General features: G+C 70.7%; 19 protein-coding genes. 16 read left to right on the top strand and 3 right to left on the bottom strand.

The annotated features are described in order from the left end of the window. Positions 1–58: 58 nt before the first annotated feature. From ACHFFZ_RS03485 to ACHFFZ_RS03475, 3 genes are read right to left on the bottom strand one after another with little or no spacing between them, the layout of a single operon-like run. Entirely contained in the window at positions 59–2311 is a 2253-nt protein-coding gene (locus tag ACHFFZ_RS03485; protein ID WP_394275271.1) for a transglutaminaseTgpA domain-containing protein, read from the bottom strand. Beyond that, positions 2311–3570: a DUF58 domain-containing protein gene (locus tag ACHFFZ_RS03480; RefSeq protein ID WP_394275270.1), complete on the bottom strand. Its 1260-nt coding sequence runs from the start codon at positions 3568–3570 to the stop codon at positions 2311–2313. The genes ACHFFZ_RS03485 and ACHFFZ_RS03480 overlap by 1 nt, the downstream gene beginning before the upstream one ends. A gap of 4 nt (positions 3571–3574) precedes the next feature. Continuing rightward, positions 3575–4507: an AAA family ATPase gene (locus ACHFFZ_RS03475; protein WP_394275274.1), complete on the bottom strand. Its 933-nt coding sequence runs from the start codon at positions 4505–4507 to the stop codon at positions 3575–3577. 338 nt (positions 4508–4845) lie between these two features. Here ACHFFZ_RS03475 and mraZ point away from each other — a divergent pair, with 338 nt between their 5' ends. From mraZ to ACHFFZ_RS03395, 16 genes are all read left to right on the top strand, one after another. Further along, complete coding sequence (gene mraZ / locus ACHFFZ_RS03470; RefSeq protein ID WP_394275269.1) at positions 4846–5274, top strand: division/cell wall cluster transcriptional repressor MraZ; 429 nt, start codon at positions 4846–4848, stop codon at positions 5272–5274. A gap of 170 nt (positions 5275–5444) precedes the next feature. Continuing rightward, the gene (rsmH, locus tag ACHFFZ_RS03465; RefSeq protein WP_394275268.1) at positions 5445–6473 is read left to right on the top strand and encodes a 16S rRNA (cytosine(1402)-N(4))-methyltransferase RsmH; all 1029 of its coding nucleotides are present in this window, start codon (positions 5445–5447) and stop codon (positions 6471–6473) included. Continuing rightward, positions 6470–7141 (top strand): hypothetical protein, encoded by a 672-nt coding sequence (locus ACHFFZ_RS03460; RefSeq protein ID WP_394275267.1) that lies wholly within the window; start codon positions 6470–6472, stop codon positions 7139–7141. The genes rsmH and ACHFFZ_RS03460 overlap by 4 nt, the downstream gene beginning before the upstream one ends. Beyond that, positions 7141–9018, top strand: a complete 1878-nt coding sequence (locus ACHFFZ_RS03455; RefSeq protein WP_394275266.1) for a peptidoglycan D,D-transpeptidase FtsI family protein — start codon at positions 7141–7143, stop codon at positions 9016–9018. The genes ACHFFZ_RS03460 and ACHFFZ_RS03455 overlap by 1 nt, the downstream gene beginning before the upstream one ends. Before the next feature lie 86 nt (positions 9019–9104). Continuing rightward, positions 9105–10574, top strand: coding sequence for a UDP-N-acetylmuramoyl-L-alanyl-D-glutamate--2,6-diaminopimelate ligase (locus ACHFFZ_RS03450; RefSeq protein WP_394275273.1), 1470 nt, complete (start codon positions 9105–9107; stop codon positions 10572–10574). Continuing rightward, positions 10571–12031: a UDP-N-acetylmuramoyl-tripeptide--D-alanyl-D-alanine ligase gene (murF, locus tag ACHFFZ_RS03445; protein WP_394275265.1), complete on the top strand. Its 1461-nt coding sequence runs from the start codon at positions 10571–10573 to the stop codon at positions 12029–12031. The genes ACHFFZ_RS03450 and murF overlap by 4 nt, the downstream gene beginning before the upstream one ends. Beyond that, complete coding sequence (gene mraY / locus ACHFFZ_RS03440; protein ID WP_394275264.1) at positions 12028–13098, top strand: phospho-N-acetylmuramoyl-pentapeptide-transferase; 1071 nt, start codon at positions 12028–12030, stop codon at positions 13096–13098. Before murF ends, mraY begins: the two co-directional genes overlap by 4 nt. Further along, entirely contained in the window at positions 13080–14585 is a 1506-nt protein-coding gene (gene murD / locus ACHFFZ_RS03435; protein WP_394275263.1) for a UDP-N-acetylmuramoyl-L-alanine--D-glutamate ligase, read from the top strand. The genes mraY and murD overlap by 19 nt, the downstream gene beginning before the upstream one ends. A 243-nt stretch (positions 14586–14828) precedes the next feature. After that, positions 14829–16022 (top strand): putative lipid II flippase FtsW, encoded by a 1194-nt coding sequence (gene ftsW, locus ACHFFZ_RS03430; protein WP_394275262.1) that lies wholly within the window; start codon positions 14829–14831, stop codon positions 16020–16022. A 46-nt stretch (positions 16023–16068) separates the two neighbouring features. After that, a complete protein-coding gene (locus ACHFFZ_RS03425; RefSeq protein ID WP_394275272.1) occupies positions 16069–17238 on the top strand; it encodes a glycosyltransferase in 1170 nt (389 codons plus the stop codon). Position 17239: 1 nt separating this feature from the next. Then, positions 17240–18655, top strand: a complete 1416-nt coding sequence (gene murC / locus ACHFFZ_RS03420; RefSeq protein WP_394275261.1) for a UDP-N-acetylmuramate--L-alanine ligase — start codon at positions 17240–17242, stop codon at positions 18653–18655. Beyond that, entirely contained in the window at positions 18655–19416 is a 762-nt protein-coding gene (locus ACHFFZ_RS03415; protein WP_394275260.1) for a cell division protein FtsQ/DivIB, read from the top strand. The genes murC and ACHFFZ_RS03415 overlap by 1 nt, the downstream gene beginning before the upstream one ends. A gap of 195 nt (positions 19417–19611) precedes the next feature. Next, positions 19612–20934 (top strand): cell division protein FtsZ, encoded by a 1323-nt coding sequence (gene ftsZ / locus ACHFFZ_RS03410; protein WP_394275259.1) that lies wholly within the window; start codon positions 19612–19614, stop codon positions 20932–20934. A 72-nt stretch (positions 20935–21006) separates the two neighbouring features. After that, a complete protein-coding gene (locus ACHFFZ_RS03405; RefSeq protein ID WP_394275258.1) occupies positions 21007–21780 on the top strand; it encodes a polyphenol oxidase family protein in 774 nt (257 codons plus the stop codon). A gap of 69 nt (positions 21781–21849) precedes the next feature. After that, positions 21850–22389 carry a cell division protein SepF gene (locus tag ACHFFZ_RS03400; protein ID WP_394275257.1) on the top strand — a complete coding sequence of 180 codons (540 nt, stop codon included), beginning with the start codon at positions 21850–21852 and terminating at the stop codon, positions 22387–22389. 194 nt (positions 22390–22583) lie between these two features. Next, the gene (locus ACHFFZ_RS03395; RefSeq protein WP_394275256.1) at positions 22584–23573 is read left to right on the top strand and encodes a DivIVA domain-containing protein; all 990 of its coding nucleotides are present in this window, start codon (positions 22584–22586) and stop codon (positions 23571–23573) included. Positions 23574–23618 lie beyond the last annotated feature (45 nt).

Below are 23618 nucleotides of genomic sequence, written 5' to 3'. Positions count from 1 at the left end.
GTTGGCCCAGTGAGTTGGCCCAGTGAGTTGGCCCAGTGAGTTGGCCCAGTGCGGTGGGTCAGTCGTCGAAGTCCGACTGCCGCACCACCCGCTGGCTGAGCCGTCGTTCCCGGCGGTCCTGCAGCCAGGCCCACAGCGAGCGGGGCAGCAGTGCTGCCGCCACCTTCTGCCCGGTGGTGGACCGCTCTGCCAGGTCGGCGCGGATGGCGCGCACCTGGTCGGCGGTCTGGCCGGCATCGTCCAGGGCAGGGGCGAAGCGGGACCTCTCCAGGTCGTGCACCAGCCCGTCGATGGCCTCGCGCCCCGACTGGTCGAGCTGCGGGTGCAATGCGACGGCCTTCTCGCGCATCGTGCCGGGGGGCCAGGTGCTCCCCAGGTCCCGAATGCTGTCGCGTACCTCGTACCACCCGTCGGCCACCTGCTGGTGGATGTCGGCGTGCTCACCCAGGCGCTTGCGTCGGGTCAGGGCCCGCACGATGGCCGGCAGGGCCAGCACCAGGAGAACGCCGAGTGCGCTGGCGCCCCAGGCGAGCAGGCGTCCCCAGGGAAGTCCCTGGTCGGTGGCCGGGGCGGGGGCTGCGCTGGCGCTCGGGCTGGCACTGGCCCTGGACACGGTGGCCGAGGGCGTCGGCGCCGCCGAGCTGGCACCGGCCGAGGCGGTCGCCGAGGGCAGCGGCTTGACGTCCTTGTTCACCAGCGACCACTCGGGGGCCGAGGCGACGCGGCTGGTGGGCTCGAAGCGCACCCAGCCGTACTCGGCAAAGTAGAGCTCGGGCCAGGCGTGCATGTTGCTGGCCCTCACCTCGTAGTGGTCGCCCACCTTCTCGCCGGGCAGGAAGCCCACCGAGACCCGCGAGGGGATGCCCTCGATGCGCGCCATCAGCGCCATCGACGAGGCGAAGTGGACGCAGTAGCCCATCTTGTCCTTGGTGAGGAAGTTGGTGAGCACCTCGAAGCCGTTGCCGGGCGGGGCAGTGGTGGAGTAGCCGAAGTTGCGCGGGCTGGCCAGGTAGGCCTGGATCGCGGCGGCCTTCAGCACCGGGGTGGAGGCCTCCTTGGTCACCTGGTGGGTGATGTCCATGATCGTCTTGGGGACGTCCTTGGGCACCGCACTGGTGGTCTTGACGTCCGGAGGGGTGCCGGGCTGGGCCAGCGTGAAGTTCTCGGCGCCCGGATCGTTGAGCTTGCTGGTGACGCGGTAGCTCTTGTTGCGGATGGCCTCGGTGCGGTCCTTGTCCTGCGTGGACAGGATCGTCAGGGTGGCCGGGTCATGGCGCCAGCGCCCGTCGACGGTGTAGTTCTGCGGGGCGTAGGGGGCCGGCAGGTATTCACCGTTGAGGTCCTTGATGTCGATCTGGGTGGAGACCTGCTTGCCGCCGGTGGTCAGGCCGGGCGGGGCAGGCAATGGCCCGTCCTCCAGCTTGGCCGGGGCCATGTGCCAGCCCTCGGCGTCCATCACGGTCAGTGAGGCGGTGCGCAGGTAGAGCGGCTCGTCGGACTGGTAGGTCAGCACCACCCGGTCGCTGGGCAGGTTGAGGTTCTTCGACATGTCCAGGGTGGGGTCGGCCATCTGGATGGGGCCGCTGCCGCGTGGGCGGGCGGACTCGATGTCGAGGCTGCCGAAGCGGGGGGCCACCTGTCCGAGCAGCAGGGCCAGGGCCAGGGCGGGCACGCCCACCAGCGCGCCGAGGCGGCGGGCGCCGGCGGCGGTGTGGCTGCTGGTGACGCTGTCGCTGGCCAGGTTGCGGGTCCAGGCGACGTTCTCGTTGATCCCGTCAGCCACCAGTACCAGCAGGTATCCCAGGCCCAACAAGGCGAAGGGCAGCCAGTGCACGTCCTGCTCGACGGCCAGGGCGGGGATCAGGTAGAGGGTCAGCAGGGATGCCAGCATCCAGGCGGTGGAGCGCAGGGTGGTCACGAGCACGTCGGCGACGATGGTGACCACGCCGACCAGCAGCACCATCAGCCAGCGCACGCTGGGGGTGGTGGCCATCGGGGCGCTCTGGACGCGGATCTGGAGCACGGCGTCGTTGAACAGCTGGCCCAGGTGGCCGAGACTGCGAGTGGCCTCCGGCTGGCTGCCCAGTCCAAGGCCCACGGCGACCAGCAGGAGCAGCAGCACCTGCACCAGGTGCACCAACAGGGGACGCAGCCCGGTGCGGCGCAGCAGCAGCGAGGTGGACTGCAGGGCCAGCACGAGGGCGGCCGAGAGCACCAGGTAGAAACGGTCGGTGGTCAGCGGGGCGAGGCTGGCGGCGCCCAGCGCCATCGCGACGCCCACGGCCAGGGTCGTGCGGTCGGTGTCGCGCATCAGGCTCCTCCTCGTCGTTCCAGTTCGGCCCAGACGCCGGCCACCGTCGAGTTGCGGGTGGCCTGCACCACGCGCCACTGGGCATCGGCCAGCTGGCGGACGCAGTCCTGGTGCTGGGCCATCACCTCGGGGGCGGCGCGCAGACCGCGGATGGTGAAGGAGTCGACGTCCAGCACGATCGCCAGGCCCACGGTGCGCCCGTGTCGCGCGGTGGCCAGGGCAGCGACGTCGTCGGGTGTGAGGCGGCCGAGCACGGCCACCAGCATCTCGCCCTGCTGCTGCATCTTGCTCTCCAGCGCACCTTCGAGGCTGTCGAGATCACAGGTCTGCTCGTCGGTCATGGCCAGCAGCACCGCCTCGCGGGCGGCATGCGGGTCCTCGGCGCTGGCGGTGGGAACGCGGCCCTCGGCGTCCACCATGGACAGCCGGAAGCCGTTGCCGAGCAGGTGGTGGGCGATGCTGGTGGCGGCTGAGACGGCCCACTCGAAGCTGGCGGTACGGCCGGTGCCTGCGTGGCTGGAGGCGCGGGAGTCGAGCAGCAGGGACACGCTCGGGTCCCAGGCCTGCTCCTCGCGCCGCACCATGATCTCGCCCTTGCGGGCGGTGGAGCGCCAGTGGATACGACGCACGTCGTCGCCGTCGCGGTATTCGCGCACCAGCACGTCGTCCTGCCCCACGAGGCCGATCTTCTGCGGGGTGGACTCGCCGGAGGCGTTGTTGCCGGCCGCCGATCCGAGTTGGTCGAGCGGCTCCACGGCGGGGGTGACCAGGACCTCGTTGCTGGCGCGGAAGCGACGGTCGATCTCGGCCAGGCCGAAGGGGTCGACGGCGCGCACGAGCAGGGGGCCGACCCGGTAGCGACCACGGGCCAGGCCCATCAGCGGGTAGGTGACCTTGCGCTGCCAGTCGCCGGCGAAGGTGTGGACGGTGAAGCGGGGCCGACGGCCGAGTTCGCGTGGCACGCTGTCCTCGAAGCGCAGCAGGCCGACCGGGAGGGCCCCGGCCTTGCGCAGCACCAGTGAGGCCTCCATCCGTTCGCCCAGCGTGACGCGCGGCGGGTCGATGGTGCGCTCGGCCACCAGGTGCAGACGGGAGCGGCCCACCACCAGGATCGCAGCCACCGGCAGCAGGAGCAGCAGGATGAAGACGCGTGCGAGGTCGCGCTGGCCGAAGGCCAGCGAGAGCACGAGACCCACGAGGCCGACGAGCAGGAAGGCCCGCCCTCGGCCGGTGAGCACTCGCCATGACTTGGCGATCAAGGGATCACCGCCGGTCGGGGATGGCGACGGTCTCGACGGCAGCCTCGATGATCTCGTGCACCGTGCGGCCGGCCAGCTGGGCCTGCACAGAGGGCAGCAGGCGGTGGCCCAGCACCACCGGGGCGAGGGCCTGCACGTCGTCGGGGATGACGTAGTCGCGTCCGGCGAGCGCGGCCTGGGCCCGCACGATGCGCAGCAGGTGCAGGCTGGCACGCGGTGAGGCGCCCAGGCGCAGGTCCTTGCTCTGGCGGGTCGCCGCCACCACGCCCACGATGTAGTCCTTGACGGCCGGGGCGACGTAGACGGTCTTGACGGTGCGGGCGAGGTCGACGACGGTGTCGGCGTCGGTGACCGGGTGCAGCTCCTCCAGCGGGCTGGTGGCGCCGTGCGAGTCGAGCATGTCGAGCTCGGAGGCCCGGGTGGGGTAGCCCATCTCGATGCGGGCCATGAAGCGGTCGCGCTGGGCCTCGGGCAGCGGGTAGGTGCCCTCCATCTCGATCGGGTTCTGGGTGGCCACCACCATGAAGGGGGAGGCCAGGTGGTGGGTGATGCCGTCTGCCGAGACCTGGCGCTCGGCCATCGCCTCGAGCAGGGCCGACTGGGTCTTGGGGGAGGCGCGGTTGATCTCGTCACCCACCACGATGTTGGCGAAGATGGCGCCGGGCTTGAACTCGAACTCGCGCGATTCCTGGTTGTAGACGCTCACGCCGGTGATGTCGCTGGGCAGCAGGTCGGGGGTGAACTGGAGGCGCCGCACGCTGCAGTCGATGGAGCGGCCCAGGGCCCGGGCGAGCATGGTCTTGCCGACGCCGGGCACGTCCTCCACGAGCAGGTGGCCCTCGGCGAGCAGCACGGCCAGGGCGATGTTGACCTGGTCGGTCTTGCCCTCGATCACGCTCTCGATGGCGGTGCGGACGTGACCCATCACGTCGACCACGTCGGACAGGGTGCGGCTGGGTGCCCCATTCTGCTCCACCGGCTTCTCCTCATCATCTGGGCACCGGCTGGCGCCGCGTGCTGGTCGTCGGGTCGCGGCCGGGGCCGCGGGTTGTCAGCAGTGTGCCCCCGCCGCCTGTGGACGGTCCGCGGGCACCCTGGCGAGCCTACCGCCTGCCATACCAGCCCCCAATGCGGCACACGCTCGGAAAAGCTTTCTGAAGATTGCCCAGGGACGGGCGCGGGGGAGCGCAATGTCTTTGAAGTGGGGGCTGGTGGAGTAATGTGGAGCGCAGTGGAGAGGATCGGCGCAATCGTGGAGTGAGTGGAGGTGTCCCGGTGTTCCTGGGTACGCACACTCCCAAGCTCGATGAGAAGGGCCGCTTCTTCCTGCCGGCGAAGTTTCGTGACGAGCTGGCCGACGGCCTGGTGATCACCAGGAGCCAGGATCGCTGTTTGGCGATCTATCCGACGGCCACCTTCGTCGCGATGACCCAGCAGGTGAGCGCCGCTCCGACGACGGTGAAGCAGGTCCGTGACTTCCAGCGCATGCTGGCGGCGGGGGCCAGCGACGAGACGCCGGACAAGCAGGGACGCGTGACCATCCCGCCCATGTTGCGCAGCTATGCGGGGCTGGACAAGGAGATCGTCGTCGTGGGTGCCATCAACCGGGTCGAGGTCTGGGACGTCGTCGCCTGGCAGGAGTACTCCGCTGCGCAGGAATCGGTCTTCGCCGAGATGAATGAAGAGGTCTTCCCCGGCCTGTGACCGGGGACGCAAGGTGCGGCTTGTGCCGCGAGGCTTCGATCCGGGTCCTGGAGGCCCTGGCTCACCTTCCCCGGTGCCAGGTCCTTCTCTTCCCGACCGGGGGGTCAACCGACTCCCGGGTGGACCCGGATTGAAACCCCGAGGCACAAACGAGTGGATGGGTGGGTCGAATGGGCGAGACCGAGGCTGGCGGGGACGCCATCGGTGGCGACCGCGCGCTCGATCCCGCCCAGGTCACGGCCCTGGAGGCGGCGAGGATCCACGTCCCGGTGATGCGTGAGCGCATCTTGGAGCTGCTCGGTCCGGCCCTGCAGCGCGAAGGTGCGGTGCACGTCGATGGCACCCTGGGCATGGGCGGCCATGCGGAGTCGGTCCTGGAGGCCTTCCCCACAGCGCGCGTGGTGGGCATCGACCGCGATCCCACGGCCCTGGTGATCGCCTCGAGGCGCCTGGAGCGCTTCGGTGACCGTTTCATCCCGGCCGAGGCCGTCTATGACGAGCTGCCCGAGGTGCTCGAGGAGCTCGGCATCGACCAGATCCACTCCATGCTGCTCGACCTGGGGCTCTCCAGCCTGCAGATCGACCGGCGCGAGCGCGGCTTCGCCTATTCGGTGGACGCGCCCCTGGACATGCGCATGGACGGCAAGCAGGGGCTCACCGCCGCCGAGGTGGTCAACACCTACGAGCCGCGCGAGCTGGTGCACATCCTGCGCCGCTATGGCGAGGAGCGCTTCGCCGACCGCGTGGTGCGACGCATCGTCGTCGAACGTGAGGTGGAGCCCTTCGACCGTTCCGCACGCCTGGTGCAGGTGATCTCCGATGCGATTCCGATGGCGGCCCGCAAGACCGGGGGCCACCCCGCCAAGCGCACCTTCCAGGCCCTGCGGATCGAGGTCAATGGCGAGCTGGAGGCCCTCGAGGGCGTCCTGCCTGCCGCCCTCGACGCACTGGCCGTCGGCGGACGGCTCGCCGTGCTGGCCTACCACTCGCTGGAGGACCGGATGGTCAAGAACGTCCTGCGCGAGGCCTCCTCGGACACCGCACCCCCCGGTCTTCCCGTGGTGCCCGAGGACATGCAGCCCCGTTTCGGCCTGCTCACCCGCGGAGCCGAGAAGCCTTCCCCCGAAGAAGTCCAGACCAATCCCCGCGCAGCCTCCGCCCGGCTGCGGGTCGCCGAACGTCTCAGGAGTGCCCGATGAGCGCCTTGCTCGCCCCACTGGAAGAGGTCGCCGAGCGTGGCTCCACGCGTGCCCCGCGGCCGCCGCTGCGACCCGTCGCGCCCAGTCCGCTGCGCCTGTCGCGGGTCGGTTTCATCATCTTCGTCATCACCCTGCTGGGCGCCGGCATGGTGGGGGTGCTGCTGCTCAACACAAGCATCCAGCAGCGGGCCCAGACGGTGGTCGCCGCCCAGCGCACCGCCGAGGACCTGGGGCACGAGCAGGCCTCGTTGTCGGCGCGGGTGGAGCAGCTGCGCTCCAGCTCCGACCTGGCCGACCGGGCCTGGGCCATGGGCCTTCGCCCCAACCCGCACCCGGTCTTCGTGCGGCTGGATGCCGATGGCACTGGCGGGCAGGTGGTCGGTGAGCCGATGCGAGTCCAGGGCATGGAGATGCCTGACCAGAAGTTCCGCAGCGCCGACGAGGTGACCGTGGGCATGGAGAAGTCGCGTGCCGCCTATCTCGCCGAGCAGGAGGCCAAGCGCAAGCAGGCCGAGGCAGATCGGATCGCGCGCGAGAAGGCTGCCCAGGAGAAGAAGGCGGCGGAGAAGAAGGCGGCCGAGCAGGAGGCCGCCCAGAAGAAGACAGCCGAGAAGAAGGCAGCGCAGGACGAGTCTGCACCCACGACGAATGGCACCGGGGGACGCTGATGGCGTCCCAGCATCGACGCCGCCCAACTGCCGCGCGTCGCTCCGGCGCACGCCTGCAGATGGCCGACCCGACGCTGCGGCTGCGCCGACTGCTGGTACTGGTCCTGCTGCTCCTGGGGCTGTGCATGGGCCGCGCCCTGCAGCTGCAGGCGCTCGATTCGCAGGCCTATGCGTCCAAGGCGGCCGCCCAGATGACCCACACCGTTCCCTTGGCCCCCCAGCGCGGCAGCATCAGTGACCGCTTCGGGGTCGTGATGGCCGACACCCTGCCCTCGGTCAAGATCGTGGCCGACCCCAGCATGCTCGCTCGCAATGGTGTGGACGGACGGGTGGAGCTGACGCCTCGCCAGCGGGCCATCGGCCAGGCGGCCCCGGAGGCCGTGGCGGCGGTGCTGGCCCAGCACCTGGGCGGCACGCCGGCCGACTACCTGCCCGCGCTGACCGCCAAGGGCAAGGACGGCACGCTCTTGCAGTACAAGGTGGTCGTCCCGCAGGTGGACACCGCCGTGTGGAACAAGATCAGCAAGCAGTTGCGCAAGGGCGGTTCCGTGGAGGGCCACAAAGTGCCCTACTGGTACGGCCTGTACAAGGAGGACCATCCCCGACGGATCTACCCCTCCGGGTCGGTGGGCGGAAACCTGGTCGGGATGGTACGTGGCGACGGCACCGCCGTCACGGGCCTGGAGAAGTACCTGGACGAGGAGCTCACCGGTGTGCCCGGCGTCGAGACCTTCGAGAGCTCGGCCTATGGCCGCATCCCGCTCGGCACCGATGTCCTGACCCCGGCCGTCGACGGCTACGACTACCAGCTGACCATCGACTCCACCATCCAGCAGGCAGCCGAGGCAGCCCTGGCCAAGGGGGCGATGGGAGCCGCGGCCACCACGGGCACCGCCATCGTGATGAACGTCAAGACCGGCGAGGTGCTGGCCAATGCCAACGTGCCCAGCTATGACCCGAACAAGATCAGCGAGGTCGCAGCCCGCAATTCCATGATGAACCGCTCGGTGGAGGCCATCTACGAACCCGGCTCGGTGCAGAAGGTGCTCACCCTGGCCGCGCTGGCCGACATGGGACTGGTCAAGGCCGACACCAGGGTGCTGGTGCCGCCGAAGCTGGCCTCTGGCGGTGGTTACATCCGCGACTCCTCGGTGCACGGCACTGTCCCGATGACGGCCCGCGGCATCATGGCCCGCTCGTCCAACATCGGCACCACGATGCTGGCGCGCCAGGCCGACAAGGCCGACCTGGTCGCGTACCTCAAGAAGTTCGGGTTGGGCGAGCGCACCGGCCTGGAACTGCCGGGGGAGCAGGTCGGCCTGGTGCCCAAGGCGGACATGCCGGACTACACCCGTGACCAGATCGCCTTCGGCCAGGGCCTGTCGGCCACTCCGATCCAGGAGGCCGCTGCCGTGGCCGGGATCGTCAACGGAGGGGTCCACAATCCGCCTACCCTGATCAAGCAGGCCACCACCAGCGAGGGCGAGCAGGTGCAGTTGCCGGCCCGGGAACCGCGCCGCGTCATCTCGAAGGAGGCCTCGGCGGAGGTCCGCGACATGATGGAGTCGGTGATCACCGTCGCCCCCGAGAAGCGCGCCATCCCCGGCTACCGGGCAATCGGCAAGTCGGGCACTGCGGAGCGGGCCGACGGCAAGGGCGGCTATGACGGCTACACGGCCTCCTTCGTGCTCGCCGCTCCCGCCGATAACCCCCAGATCCTCGTCTACACGGTGCTCGACGAGCCGCTGCGCGGGCACCAGGGCTCGGAGGTTGCGATGCCCATTGCCCAGGAGATCATGAAGCTGGCCCTGCCGCGCTACGGTGTCCTGCCGGACCCGACGCCGGCACCCGACAAGCCGTTGGAGTACGAACCGTGAGCCTCACCGACCAGGGCCTGCTCAGGCCCAGCCACCAGCCGCGCCGCGACCTGCTGGAGCTCTTTGCGCAGAGCCCGCAGGGCACGGTGCAGCTGCCTGCCCGCGGCGTCGAGGTCACCGGCATCACACTGGACTCGCGCACCGTGGGGGCTGGCGATCTCTACGTCGCCCTGCCCGGCATGAAGGTGCACGGTGCCCGCTTCGCCGCCCAGGCGGTTGAACATGGTGCGGTCGCGGTGCTCACCGACCCGAGCGGGCGCGAGCTGGCCGAGGCCAGCGGCGTTCCCGTCGTGGTGGCCGAGGACGCCCGCGACGCGATGGCTGATGCTGCCGCGACGCTGTTCGGACTGCCGACCCACCAGCTGGTGATGTTCGGCATCACCGGCACCAATGGCAAGACCACCACCACCCTGCTGCTGGAGGAGGCCCTCCGGGCGGCCGGCCGACGGGTGGGCACCATCGGCACCAACGGTTTCCGGCTCGACGGCGAGGAGCTGCCGAGCACTCGCACCACCGTCACCACCCCCGAGTCGCCCGACCTGCAGGCCCTGCTGGCAGTCATGCTGGAGCGGGGGGCCGACAGCGTGGCGATGGAGGTCAGCTCCCACGCCCTGGCGCTCCAGCGGGTCGACCACATCGGCTTCGACGTCGCCGGTTTCGCCAACCTGGGCCGCGACCACCTGGACTTCCACCCCACGATGGAGGACTACTTCGAGGCCAAGGCGCGGCTCTTCGAGGCCGACCACTGCCGGGTCGCGGTGGTCAACATCGACGACGAGCATGGCCGCGTGCTGGCCGAACGACTACGTGGGCAAGGTCATCCCCGTCTGGTCACCACCGGCATGGGTGAGTGCGACCACCGGCTGGTGCGGGCCACGCCCGAGGGACCGGGCAGCCGAATCGTCTACCGCGGTCCGCAGGGCGAGCGGGAGTTCACCATCGACCTGCCCGGTGAGTACAACGCCCGCAATGCCGTGATGGCGCTGGCGATGGGCCTCGAGGCCGGCCTGGACGAGGACCGCCTCGTGGCTGGCCTGGCCCGTGCCCAGGTGCCTGGGCGCATGCAGCTGGTGCGCCTCGACGAGCAGGCACCCACCGTCTACGTCGACTTCGCCCACACCCCGCAGGCCATCGAGCAGGCGGTGCGCTCGGCCCGCCCCGGGCCCGGCGGCAGGATCGTGGTGGTCGTCGGTGCAGGTGGCGACCGTGACCGGGCCAAGCGCGCCCCGATGGGAGCCGCTGCCGCCACCGGGACGCAGCTGGTGGTGGTCACCGACGACAACCCGCGCAACGAGGACCCGGCCCGGATCCGTTCGGCGGTGGTCGAGGGTGCGCAGGGGGCAGGGGGTGCCGAGGTGGTCGAGCAGGCGGGACGCGCCGCCGCCATCGCCAGGGCGCTGACCGGTGCCGGTGCCGCAGACGTGGTGCTGGTGCTGGGCAAGGGGCACGAGAAGGGCCAGACGGTCGAGGGCACCGTGCACCACTTCGACGACGTGCAGGTGGTCCGCGAGCAGTGGACCGCCCTGTGCGCGGGGCGGCAGGAGGAAGGGCGATGAGGACGAGCAGTACCCAGGAGCTGGCCCGGCTGGCCGGGGCACGCCTGGAGGGCGACGGCACGGTCGCGGTGGGGCCGGACGTCGTGATCGACGCGCGCAAGGCCACCCCCGGGAGCCTCTTCGTGGCCATCCCCGGGGAGCGGGTCGACGGGCACGACTTCACCTCCCAGGCGGCCGCCGCGGGCGCTGCCGCCGTCCTGGCGAGCCGCGCCACCGGGGCGGACCTGCCGCACCTGCTGGTCGACGAGTCCGTCTCCGGCCTCAGCGAGCTGGCCCGGGGCCTGGTGGCACGGGAACACGAGCGCGGCCTGGTGACCCTGGCCGTCACCGGCTCCTCGGGCAAGACCTCGACCAAGGACCTGCTGGCCCAGCTGCTGGAGGCCCACGGCCCGACGGTGAGCCCGATCGGCTCCTTCAACAATGAGATCGGCGTCCCGCTGACTGCTTGCGGCGTGGACGGGCAAACCCGTTTCCTGGTCAGCGAGATGGGGGCGCGCGGTCTGGGCCATGTGGCCTGGCTGTGCTCGATCACCCGCCCCGATGTGTCCCTGGTGCTCAACGTGGGCACCGCTCACCTGGGGGAGTTCGGCAGCCGCGAGGGCATCGCGCAGGCCAAGGGCGAGATCGTCGAGGCGCTGCGGCCCGAGGGGTGGGCCGTGCTCAATGCCGACGACGAGCTGGTCTTCGCCATGGCGAGCCGCACCAGCGCGCACCTGGCCTGGTGGAGCCGGACCGGCTGGGAGTCGACCGGCGGCAGCGCACCCGATGGCGATCTGCACGTGCAGGCCGTCGACGTGTCCGCCAATGACCTCGAGCAGTACCGCTTCACCCTGGTGGTGGAACGTGCAGGCGGGCGCGAACAGCACCAGGTGCAGCTGCAGCTGCTGGGAAGCCACCAGGTCTCCAATGCCCTGGCTGCCGCCACCGCCGCCATCGCCGCCGGGTGCGATGCGAAGACGGTGGCGAGCAGCCTGTCCGCGGCCACCACCCGCAGTCCCTGGCGGATGCAGATGGACGTGCGCAGTGACGGCTTGGCCGTGCTCAACGACGCCTACAATGCCAACCCCTCCTCGATGGCCGAGGCCGTCGCGACGATCGGTCGGATCGGCCGCACCCGTCGTGCCGAGCACCCGGGAGCGAAGGTCCACGCAGTGCTGGGCGACATGCTGGAACTGGGCGGCGACGCCGAGGCGCTGCACCGCGCCGTCGGCGTGCAGGCCGTCGAGTGCGGCATCGATGACCTGGTGGCCGTCGGCAGCTTCGCCGAGGCCATCGCCGAGGGTGCCCGCAGCGCCGGCGGCCAGGCCCGGGTCATGAAGACCGACCAGGCGGCGGCCTCGCTAGTCTTGGACCCGGCCGACGTGGTGCTGGTGAAGGCGTCGCGGGGGATCGCCCTGGAGACGGTGGCCGAGGCGCTGCTGGGCGGCGACGGTGAGACGAGTGGAGTCACGCAGTGAAGAACATCTTGCTGGCCGGGGGACTGGCCATGGTCGGGACGCTGCTGGGCACCCGCATCCTGATCGGCTTCCTGGTCCGCAAGGGCTACGGCCAGTTCATCCGCGACGACGGACCCACCGCGCACCACACCAAGCGCGGCACCCCCACCATGGGCGGGCTGGTGATCATCATCTCGGTGGTGCTGGCCTACCTGCTGGCGCACCTGGCCACCTGGACCCCGGTGACGGTCTCGGCCGTGCTGGTGCTCTACCTGTTCGTCGGACACGGCGTGCTGGGCTTCCTGGACGACTGGGCCAAGATCTCCAAACAGCGCTCCCTGGGGTTGACGGGCAAGGCGAAGCTGCTGGGCCAAGGTTTCCTGGCCGCCTCCTTCGGCACGATGGCCCTGATGTTTCCCAATGAGCGGGGCATCCGTCCCGCCTCGCAGGCGATCAGCGTGCTGCGCGACGTGAGCTGGCTGGTGCTGCCGGCCGCGCTGGCCGTGGTGTGGATGATGCTGCTCATCGCGGGCGCCTCCAATGCGGTCAACCTCACCGACGGGCTCGACGGCCTCGCCTCGGGTGCCGCGACGATGGTCTTCTGCGCCTATGCACTGCTCAACATCTGGCAGTTCAACCAGTGGTGCGGCGCCCAGTCGACGGCCGGTCCGCGCTGCTACGAGGTGCGCGACCCCTATGACCTGGCGGTGGTGGCGATGGCGCTGGCCGGCGCCTGCTTCGGTTTCTTGTGGTGGAATGCCAGCCCCGCCAAGATCTTCCTCGGCGACACCGGCAGCCTGTCGCTGGGTGCGGCGCTGGCTGGCCTGGCGATCCTCTCGCGCACCGAGTTCCTGCTCGTCGTGATCGGTGCCCTGTTCGTCATGGAGACGGTCTCGGTGATGATCCAGGTGAGCTACTTCAAGGCGACCGGTGGCAAGCGGCTGTTCAAGATGACGCCGATCCACCACCACTTCGAACTCCTGGGCTGGGCCGAGGTCACCGTGGTGATCCGTTTCTGGATCATCTGTGGGCTGGCCGTGGCCACCGGGCTCGGACTCTTCTACGCGGAATGGGTGGCAGGACAGTGACTGTGAAGGACTGGATCGACACGGCCGACCGCACCTCGCCGTGGCCGGAGGCGAAGGTGGTGGTGGCCGGTCTGGGGACCTCCGGCTTCGCCGCGGCGGACGGCCTGCTGGAGGTGGGCGCGCAGGTGCGCGTGCTCGACGAGAACGAGTCGGAGGCCAATGTCGACAAGGCCACCCTGCTGGAGGTCCTCGACGCCACCGTCGAGCTCGGCGAGGGCACGACGACCACGCTGCCCGACGATGTCGACCTCGTGGTCACCTCCCCGGGCTGGCGCCCTTCGGCGCCGCTGCTGGCCCAGGCCATCGCCCGCGGCATCCCGATCTGGGGCGAGGTGGAGCTGGCCTGGCGGATGCAGCACCCCGAGCGCGCGGTGCCGTGGCTGGCCGTGACTGGAACCAATGGCAAGACGACCACCACCCAGATGCTGGAGTCGATCCTGCGGGCCGCCGGGCTGGAGACTGCCGCGGTCGGCAACATCGGCCGTCCGGTGATGGAGGCGGTGCTCGACGAGACCCAGCACGACGTGCTGGCGCTGGAGCTGTCGAGCTTCCAGCTGCACTGGATGCTGCGCAACCCGCACTGCCCGGTGCAGATGCACTCCGCGGCGGTGCTGAACCTGCAGCCCGACCACTTGCAGTGGTACGAGGGTGACGGTTTCGACGCCGAGCTGTCGCCGATCGACCGCTATGCCGCCGACAAGGCCCGTGTCTACGAGCAGGTGCGTCACTCCTGTGTCTACAACGTGGCTGATCCCCGCACCGAGCGGATGGTGGAGGAGGCCGACGTGGTGGAGGGGGCCCGCGCGATCGGCTTCACCCTGGGCACCCCCGCCATGAGCATGCTCGGCGTCGTCGACGACCTGCTGGTCGACCGCGCCTTCGTCGAGCAGCGCAAGGACTCCGCCCTGGAGATCGCCAAGCTCGACGACGTCCACCCGCAGGCGCCGCACAATGTGGAGAATGCGCTGGCCGCGGCGGCGCTGGCCCGCTCCTTCGGCGTGCCGGCCAAGGCCGTCGGGCAGGGCTTGCGCGACCTGACGCTGGGCGGCCACCGCATCCAGACGGTCGTCGAGCACGATGGCGTCACCTATGTCGATGACTCGAAGGCGACCAATCCGCACGCCGCGAACTCGTCGATGCGCGCCTTCGACTCGATCGTGTGGATCGCCGGCGGCCAGGCCAAGGGAACCACCTTCGACGAACTGGTCACCACCCACGCCGGGCGGCTGCGCGGCGCGGTGCTGCTGGGCGTGGACCGCGAGGTCGTCGCCGAGGCGCTGCGACGCCACGCCCCCGAGGTCCCGGTGGTGGTGCTGGACCGTGACGACACCGGCGTCATGGCCGAGGCCGTCGCGCAGGCGGCCAGGATGGCCCGCCCGGGTGACACGGTGCTGATGGCCCCTGGCTGCGCCTCACAGGACATGTGGAGCGGGTACGACGCCCGGGGGGACGACTTCGCCGCCGCGGCACGAGCACTGGGCCACTGACCGGTGGTCCTCGACGACGGCGCCGGCGGCCGACAGCAGTCCGGGCCGTCGCGCACGGGCCGGGCCTCGAAGGGCAGGAGCAGGCAGACGACCGGGGCAGCAGCACGAGAGGGGGAGGCAGTGGCAGATCGCACGGCCCAAGGCACGCCGCGGGGTTCCCGTCCCCGGGCAATGCCGCGGGGTTCCCGTCCCCGGGGGCGTGGCGGCGCGACGGCAGCGCGCACCCCGGTAGAACGTCTCGGCATGATCGGCCAGGCCCTGGCCGCGCCCCTGGCCTCCTGGTACCTGGTGCTGGTCTCGGCGACCCTGCTGGTCTTCGTCGGGGCCTTGATGGTGCTGTCCAGCTCCTCGGTCTACTCCCAGTCGATCAATGACGGCGATCCCTATTACATCGCCAAGCGCCACGTGGTCTTCCTGGTGATGGCCCTGCCGGTGGCCTGGTGGCTCTCGCACCAGAAGGCCTCCCGGCTCAAGGTGCTGGGCTGGGTGGCCTATGTGGGTTCCCTGGTGATGCTGCTGGCGATCTTCGTGCCCGGGCTCGGCGACGACGCGGGCAAGGGCAATCTGGCCTGGCTGAAGCTCGGCCCCCTGACGATCCAGCCCTCGGAGTTCGCCAAGCTCGGTCTGGTGATGTGGGCTGCCTCGGTGGTCAGCGCCAAGGAGAAGGTCCTGGACCGTCCCCGGGAGCTGCTGCCCCTGCTGGGCGGCTTCGGGCTGGTTCTGGTCCTGGTGCTGGCCCAGAAGGACCTCGGAACCGCGCTGGTGATCGGCGCGATTGCCTTCGCCATCCTGTTCGTGATTGGCGTCCCGGTGCGGATGCTGGGTGCCCTGCTGGGACTGGCGGGTGTCCTGGTGGCCGCGCTGGTGGTCACCAGCCCCAACCGGATGAAGCGCATCGCCGCCTTCGTCACCGGCCATGCCGCCGAGGACCCCGCTGCCTCGCAACAGCCGCTGAGCGCCATCTATGCGCTGGCCTCGGGCGGCTGGTGGGGACTGGGCCTGGGCAAGTCGCGCCAGAAGTGGGGCAACCTCTACGACGGCGCCCAGAACGACTTCGTCTTCGCCGTCCTAGGCGAGGAGCTGGGCCTGCTGGGAACCCTGACGGTGCTGGCGCTGTTCGCCGTGCTGGGCTGGGCCGGGCTGCGGATTGCGATGCGCGCCGACTCGACCCTGGTCCGGGTGCTGGCCGCGGGCACCACCTGCTGGCTGATGTTCCAGGCGCTGGTCAACGTGGGGGTGGCGATGAGCCTGCTGCCCGTGGTCGGAGTCCCGCTGCCCTTCATCTCGGCCGGAGGCTCGGCACTGATGGCCAACATCTTCGCCGTGGGCATCCTGCTGGCCTGCGCGCGGCAGGAGCCGGCGGCCCGCAAGGCGCTGGCCCGCACGGCTGGCGAGCCGCGCCCCAAGATCACTACCGTGGTGGACGCCGGCCGGTGAGCCGTCCTGAGTCCCCACTGTCCCGAACCACTTGCCTGGAGGAATGATGGTCGAGCGCCCCACCACCCGGATCGTCCTGGCCGGCGGCGGCACCGCGGGTCACATCGCCCCGATGATCGCCACCGCCCAGGCGTTGGCCGAGCTGCCCGGGGCACCCGAGCTGGTGTGCATCGGCACCGCCCGCGGCCTCGAGACGCGGCTGGTGCCCGAGGCGGGACTGCCCTTGGAGCTCATCCCGCCGGTGCCCATGCCGCGCCGCCCCACGCTGGCGCTGTTCAAGGTGCCCTCGCGGCTGGCGGCTTCGGTGCGCCGCGCCGGGGAGGTGCTCGACGGTGACGGCGCCAGCCCCCGTGCCAGCGTCGTGGTGGGCTTCGGCGGTTATGTCTCGATGCCTGCCTACCTGGCGGCCCGGCGTCGCGGGATCCCGGTGGTGGTCCACGAGGGCAATGCCGTGCCGGGACTGGCCAACCGGGTGGCCGCGCGCTTCGCCTCCCGGGTGCTGTCGACCTTCGCCGACACCCCGCTGCCGCGGTGCGAGCACGTCGGCATGCCCGTGCGCCGCGAGATCGACGCGCTGGCCGCCACCGGCCGGGCCGCGACCCGGCGCGAGGCCCGCGAGGGCTTCGGGCTCGACCCGGATCGTCCCACCCTGGTGGTGACCGGCGGTTCGCAGGGCGCCCGCAGCATCAACACCGCCGTGCTGGCGGGCCGCGACGACCTGCTGGCCGCCGGGGTGCAGGTGCTGCACGTGTGGGGGCCCAAGAACTTCACCAAGGACATGCAGGTGGTCACCGATCCCACCACGGGTGCCGCCTACCACCCCGTCGCCTATGTCGACGGCATGGAGCGCGCCTATGCCGCTGCCGACATGCTGCTGTGCCGCTCGGGAGCCGGAACCGTCTACGAGGCGGGCATCTGCGGGCTGCCCGCGGTCTTCGTGCCGCTCCCGCACGGCAATGGGGAGCAGGCCCGCAATGCCACCGGACTGGTGGCCGCCGGCGGGGGAGTGCTGGTGCCTGACGACGAGCTCGATGCCGCCCGTCTGCTGGGCGAGGTGCTCCCGCGCATCCTGGACGACCAGGCCCTGGCCACGATGGGTGCGGCCGGTCCGGCCCTGCTGGGCGCCGGGGCCGCACAGGCCGTCGCCCGCGCGGTGATGGACTGCGTGCCGCAGGCCGGCCCCCGTGCTGGCACCACCCGCCCCGAGAGGAACTGACATGCTGCGTGAACCCGTCGAGGTGATCCCCGCTGCCGAGGCCGGGCCGGTCCACTTCATCGCCATCGGCGGCGCCGGGATGAGTGGCATCGCGCAGCTCTTCGGCGAGTTGGGGGTGGAGGTCTCCGGATCCGACCAGCACGACTCTGCTGCATTGCGTTCCCTGGCGGCACAGGGCATCCGCACCCACGTGGGCCACGCCGCCGAGCAGCTCGGCCAGGCGCGCACGGTGGTGGTCTCCTCCGCGATCCGCGAGGACAACCCGGAGCTGGTCGCGGCCCGCAGCCGTGGCCTGCGCATCTGGCACCGTTCCGCCGCGCTGGCGAGCCTGATGCTCGACACCGAGGCGGTCTCGGTGGCCGGGACGCACGGCAAGACCACCACCACCGGCATGGCTGCGGTGATGCTGGCCGGTGCTGGCGCCGACCCCTCCTATGTGATCGGCTCACCCCTGGCCGCCACCGGCAAGAGCGCCCACCTGGGCAGCGGGGCCGCCTTCGTGGTGGAGGCCGACGAGTCCGACGGTTCCTTCCTGCAGTACCCCACCAGCATCGCCGTGATCACCAATGTCGAGGCCGACCACCTGGACAACTGGGGCACTGCCGAGGCCTACTGCGCCGGCTTCGAGCGCTTCGCCACCGGTGAGCGGGTACGGGCCGTCGTGCTGGACGGCGACGATCCGCTGGCCGCCGAGCTGGGCCAGCGGCTGCGCTGCCAGGGGCAGCAGGTCCTGGCCTTCGGCGAGTCCACCGACTGCGAGGTGCGCCTGTCCGAACTCGACTTCGAGGGCACCCAGGCCGCGGCCACGATCAGCCATGACGGATGGAGCGGGCGGCTCCGGCTCCAAGTGCCCGGCCGCTACAACCTGGGCAATGCCGCGGCTGCCTTCGCCGTGGGGCGCCTGCTGGGCCTTGACCCGCAGCGGCTGGTCGACGCTGCCGCCACCTTCACCGGCACCCTGCGCCGCTTCCAGCTGGTGGGCCAGCCTGCTGGGGTGCAGGTCTTCGACGACTACGCCCACCACCCGACTGAGATCCGCGCAGCGCTCACCGCCGCACGCAGGGCTGCCGGCGAGGGGCGTGTGGTGGCCTGCTTCCAGCCGCACCTGTACAGCCGCACCCGCGAGTTCAGCCAGGACTTCGGCCAGGCCCTGGCGCTGGCCGACCTGGTGGTGGTCACCGACGTCTACGGTGCCCGTGAGGACCCGGTCGAGGGTGTCGACGGCAGCCTGGTCGCCCGCGCCGCCCAGGCGGCCGGCGCCCGGACCGTCTACGTTCCCGACAAGGCAGCCCTGCCCACGGAGCTGGCCGGACTGGTCACCGTGGGCGACCTGGTGATGACCCTGGGTGCCGGCGACGTGACCCTGGTCGGCCCGCTCCTGGTGGCCGAGCTGCAGCAGCAGGGACGCGAGGCCTGATGGCCCCCGCCACCCGGGCTCCCGAGCCGGCCCGTCGTCGGCCCGCCACCCCCACCGATGTCTCCGCCGCGATCGCCGAGCGGCGCAGGCTGGAGCGCCGACGTCGCAGGCTGGCCGTCGCAGTGGCCGTGGGCTTGCTGGTCCTGGCCCTGGTCGCGGTCTGGCTGGTGCGCTTCAGCCCGGTCCTTGCTGCCCGTCATGTGGAGGTGCAGGGCGCCCGACGGGTCTCCCAGGAGCAGGTGGTGCGGGCGGCCGCGGTGCCGATGGGCACGCCACTGGCCCGGGTGGACGTGGAGTCGGTGGGCCGGCGGGTGGCCGAGGGTCTCACCCCGGTGGAGAAGGTGGAGGTGCGCACCAGGCCCCCGTCGACGGTCGTGGTCGAGGTGACCGAGCGCACCGCGGTCTTCCAGCGCCGTTCTGGCCCCAACCACCAGTTGGTGGACTCCCACGGGGTGGTCTTCGCGAGCCAGACGGACCCGGTGAAGGGGCTTGCCGTGGCGCGCACCAGTACCGTCGACAATCGGCTGCTGGCCGACGTGGCGACGGTGGTGGGCAGCCTCAGCCCCGCCGTGGCCAAGCAGGTGGACTCGGTCCAGGCCGACAGCGCCGACCGGATCGAGCTGCAGCTGGACGAAGGCCGGCGCGTGGTCTGGGGCAGCTCGTCGGCCTCGCGGGAGAAGGTCCGGGTGCTCGAGGTGCTGCTGGGCCAGCAGGCCCAGGTCTATGACGTCAGCTCACCCGGGACACCCAGCACGCGTTGAGATCGGGGCCCTCGACCAATGGCTCAAGGCTTGGTTGAGAGTCTGTCCCCGGCGGGGCGCGCGTGTTGGACAGCGGTTTTGCGCCTCTCATAGCCTGTTGGGGTCAACCTGAGCGTTGCCCCCGACGCCTTCTGGTCGAGTGGGGTGGCGTGTGGTTCCCAAACCCACACGTACAAGAATTGAGGCGGGGTCCCCGTGGCGAGTGCATCGCAGAACTATCTGGCAGTGATCAAGGTCGTCGGTGTCGGCGGCGGCGGTGTCAACGCCGTGAACCGCATGATCGAGGCCGGGCTCAAGGGCGTGGAGTTCATCGCGATCAACACCGATGCCCAGGCGCTGCTGATGAGTGACGCGGACGTCAAGCTCGACGTGGGCCGCGAGTTGACCCGTGGTCTTGGCGCCGGCGCGGATCCCGACAAGGGCCGCCAGGCCGCCGAGGACCACGCGGAGGAGATCGAGGAGACCCTCAAGGGTGCCGACATGGTCTTCGTGACCGCTGGTGAGGGTGGTGGCACCGGTACTGGTGGTGCCCCCGTCGTGGCCAAGATCGCCCGTTCGCTGGGCGCCCTGACCATTGGTGTGGTCACCCGCCCCTTCTCCTTCGAGGGCAAGCGCCGCTCGAACCAGGCCGAGGAGGGCATTGGCCGCCTGCGCGACGAGGTCGACACCCTCATCGTGATCCCCAATGACAAGCTGCTGCAGATGACCGACCACCAGGTCGCCATCCTGGATGCCTTCAAGCAGGCCGACCAGGTGCTGATGCAGGGTGTCAGTGGCATCACCGACCTGATCACCACCCCGGGCCTGATCAACCTCGACTTCGCGGACGTGAAGTCGGTGATGAGCAATGCCGGCTCGGCCCTGATGGGCATTGGTTCGGCAAGGGGAGAGGATCGTGCCCGCGCCGCGGCGGAGACGGCGATCAATTCGCCGCTGCTGGAGGCCTCCATCGACGGCGCCCACGGCGTCCTGCTGTCGATCGCGGGCGGTTCGGACCTGGGTCTGTTCGAGGTCTCGGCCGCCGCCAACCTGATCGAGGCCGCTGCCCACGACGAGGCCAACATCATCTTCGGCACGATCATCGACGACGGCCTGGGTGACGAGGTGCGTGTCACCGTCATCGCCGCCGGTTTCGACGGTGGTTCCCCGCCCCGCCGCCAGCCGGGCGTGCAGCGTTCCCCGGGGCTCAACATGAATGGCACCCGCAACACGCCGCTGACGCCGCCGCAGGCGCAGAACACCCCGACGGCCACCCAGGTGGCCCGCGGGCCGCAGGTGACGGGCTCCACTTCGCCGCAGGTGCAGCGCCAGCAGCCCGCGCAGCAGTACCAGCCGCAGCAGCAGGCCCCGCAGTTCCAGCAGCAGGCTTCGCAGCAGCCGCAGCAGGCCTCGCAGCAGCCGCAGCAGGCCTCGCCCTACCAGCAGGCCAATGCGCAGCAGAATGCCTTCGAGACGGCGCGTACTCCGCGTCCCGTCGAGGACGACAACGACCTGGACATCCCCGACTTCCTGAAGTGAGCACCCTCGCACAGGGCGCGTGACGCATCGCCTGTCCGGCCGCAGCATCCCCCGAGGCACTAGCCTGGGGGGATGTTCTGCTTCCACGAACGGATCACCGGCGCCAGGGGCACCATCCAGGTGGCCTTCACCGACCGTGAGGGTGGCCACAGCACCGGCTCGATGGGCAGCCTGAACCTGGGGCGCACCGATGTGGACGAGCTGGCGGCGGTGCGCGCCAATGGTGAGCTGGTGCGCCGGGCCCTCGGTGCCGAGCTGCTGGTCGCCACCCACCAGGTGCACGGGCGGGAGGTGCTGGTGGCCGACGAGTCCTTCCTGTCCGGCTGGGGCCGCGACTCCTGGCTGGGTGAGGCCGCTGGTGGGCCGCCGCTGCCGCAGGCCGATGCAATCGTCACCGACCGGCCCGGCATCGCGCTGGTGGTGCGGGTTGCCGATTGTGTCCCGGTCCTGCTTGCCGACGCGACCGGCGGGGTGCTGGGCGTCGCGCATGCCGGGCGGGCCGGGGTCGACCTGGGCGTACTGGAGGCAACCGTCACCGCGATGCGGCGGCTGGGCGCCGGAAGGATCGAGGCGGTGGTCGGGCCGCACGTGTGCGCCGGCTGCTACGAGGTGCCGCCGCAGATGGCAGAGCAACTCGAGACGCGCCATCCGGGCATCCGGGCCACGACCCGCTGGGGGAGCGACTCGCTCGACCTGGGTGGTGCCTGCGGGCGTCAGCTCGAGGCGCTGGGGGTCGGGTGGCGCAGCGTGGGCGGATGCACCATGACCACACCGGTGCTGCACTCGCACCGGCGTGACGGCGACGGGGCGGGACGCCTTGCAGGGCTCGTGTGTCGCGTGTCGTGAGCTGCCCTTGACCCACCGTGCCCGCACACCGGGTAGTGTCGTCCCAGACGTCATTCCAGGAGGGCACACATGTCGGAAAGCAGCATGAAGAAGGTGGGCAAGTGGCTCGGCCTCATCGAGGACTCGCGCTACGACTACGAGGCGGACGGGGAGCTGACCGAAGAGGTCTTCACCGATTCCCGTGAGGAGTCCTCGCAGATCACCTCGCTGCCCGAGCGTCGCGGCGGTGCCACCGTGGCCCCCAAGCCGGCCGAGCAGCTCGCGCCACAGTCGGTCAGCGTGAGCCCCGCGCCCGCACAGCGTCCGGTTCCGGAGCCGAGCACCGCTGACCTGACCCGGATCATCACGGTCCACCCGCGCACATACAATGAGGCGCGCACCATCGGCGAGCACTACCGCGACAATGTCCCGGTGATCATGAACCTGTCCGACATGGAGGATGCCGACGCCAAGCGTCTGGTCGACTTCGCGGCCGGGCTCATCTTCGGCCTTCGGGGCACCATCGAGCGGGTCACCAGCAAGGTCTTCCTGCTCTCTCCGCAGAACGTCACCGTCACCGCCGAGGACAAGGAACGCATCGCGGCGGGCGGTTTCTTCAACCAGAGCTGAAGCTTGGCCAAGAGCGCAAGCGGGCTCACGGCCAACCCTCGACCTGGCGGTGGTGCCCCCGCTCGCGGCTGGAGTAGCCTTGCGACAGGTCCCGGGGAATGGACCGGTCCCGACTGACGTGGCCACCTGACCCCCGGTCCCGGGCGACGCGCCGTCGCCCGGGGTGAACAACCTCATCTAGCTGGGAGTAACACATGACGCTGACCCTTGAGGACGTGAAGAACGTTCGCTTCCCGATCGCCAAGCGCGTGGGCGAGGGCTACCGAGCCACCGAGGTCGACGATTTCGTCGACAAGGTCGACCTGACCTTCGGCAATGTGCTCGAGGAGAACGAGCGTCTGCGTGCGCAGCTCGCGGCCCTGGACGGTGCCGCCACCCCCGACCCCCAGCAGGAGGCCGAGCAGGAGCGTCTGCGCGCCGAGCTCAGGTCCGAGAACGACGAGCTGCGCCGCCAGCTCGATCAGTTGCGCCGTGACAGCGCTGCGGGCGAGGCCGACGACGCCGAGGCCCGTCGTCTGACGCAGGAGAACGAGGAGCTCAAGCGCCAGCTGGAGCAGGTGCGCAGTGAATTGGAGCAGGCCCGCCAGGCCACCGGCCTGACGGTGATGGACGGCTCGGGCAGCAGGATCGAGAAGATCGTGGTCAGCACCGCTGCCCAGGCCAGCCCCGCAGTGACCCGTCTGGTGCAGCTCGCCACCGAGCAGGCCGAAGCCGTGGTCGCCGAAGCCGAGAACGAGGCAGAGCGCACCGTCGCCGAGGCCGAGCGCAAGGCCCAGGAGCTCACCAATGAGGCCAATGCACGCGCCGAGAAGACGCAGTCCGAGGCCCGTGTGAATGCCGACCAGCTCACCTCCTCGGCCCAGGCCGAGGCGCAGCGTCTGGCCGCCGAGGCTCGCGCCAACTCCGACCGGGTCAACACCGACGTGGAGAACCGCCGTCGCGAGCTCTTCGCCAAGCTGGAGGCCGAGCGCGACCAGCTGGTCGTGGCCATCGACAGCCTGCGCAACTTCGAGCGTGAGTACCGCAGCACCATGGCCGAGCAGCTGGCCCGTCAGCTGGAGTCGGTGCGCAATGGTCACGCCGAGCCCTCCCAAGCCCCCGCCTCGCTGGACGAGGCCCGGTCAGCCCAGGGCAATGGCTCGCAGACCCCGCGTCTGGACGCGCTGCTCGCCGAAGGAAAGTGAGCGCCACGCACCACGGGAGGGCCCGCGACCGTCACGACGGAGTGC

Source organism: Luteococcus sp. (assembly GCF_043424415.1).
Taxonomy (GTDB): Bacteria; Actinomycetota; Actinomycetes; order Propionibacteriales; family Propionibacteriaceae; genus Luteococcus.
This window is presented reverse-complemented; position numbering and strand designations above follow the sequence as displayed.

Excerpts from the sequence above, each read along its gene's own strand:
- ACHFFZ_RS03455 (WP_394275266.1), top strand. The coding sequence starts at position 7,141 with ATGGCGTCCCAGCATCGACGCCGCCCAACTGCCGCGCGTCGCTCCGGC.
- ACHFFZ_RS03405 (WP_394275258.1), top strand. The coding sequence starts at position 21,007 with ATGTTCTGCTTCCACGAACGGATCACCGGCGCCAGGGGCACCATCCAG.
- ACHFFZ_RS03400 (WP_394275257.1), top strand. The coding sequence starts at position 21,850 with ATGTCGGAAAGCAGCATGAAGAAGGTGGGCAAGTGGCTCGGCCTCATC.
- ACHFFZ_RS03395 (WP_394275256.1), top strand. The coding sequence starts at position 22,584 with ATGACGCTGACCCTTGAGGACGTGAAGAACGTTCGCTTCCCGATCGCC.
- ACHFFZ_RS03425 (WP_394275272.1), top strand. The coding sequence starts at position 16,069 with ATGGTCGAGCGCCCCACCACCCGGATCGTCCTGGCCGGCGGCGGCACC.
- murD (WP_394275263.1), top strand. The coding sequence starts at position 13,080 with ATGGGTGGCAGGACAGTGACTGTGAAGGACTGGATCGACACGGCCGAC.
- ftsW (WP_394275262.1), top strand. The coding sequence starts at position 14,829 with ATGATCGGCCAGGCCCTGGCCGCGCCCCTGGCCTCCTGGTACCTGGTG.
- rsmH (WP_394275268.1), top strand. The coding sequence starts at position 5,445 with ATGGGCGAGACCGAGGCTGGCGGGGACGCCATCGGTGGCGACCGCGCG.
- ACHFFZ_RS03460 (WP_394275267.1), top strand. The coding sequence starts at position 6,470 with ATGAGCGCCTTGCTCGCCCCACTGGAAGAGGTCGCCGAGCGTGGCTCC.
- ACHFFZ_RS03485 (WP_394275271.1), bottom strand. The coding sequence starts at position 2,311 with ATGCGCGACACCGACCGCACGACCCTGGCCGTGGGCGTCGCGATGGCG.
- murF (WP_394275265.1), top strand. The coding sequence starts at position 10,571 with ATGAGGACGAGCAGTACCCAGGAGCTGGCCCGGCTGGCCGGGGCACGC.
- ACHFFZ_RS03415 (WP_394275260.1), top strand. The coding sequence starts at position 18,655 with ATGGCCCCCGCCACCCGGGCTCCCGAGCCGGCCCGTCGTCGGCCCGCC.
- murC (WP_394275261.1), top strand. The coding sequence starts at position 17,240 with ATGCTGCGTGAACCCGTCGAGGTGATCCCCGCTGCCGAGGCCGGGCCG.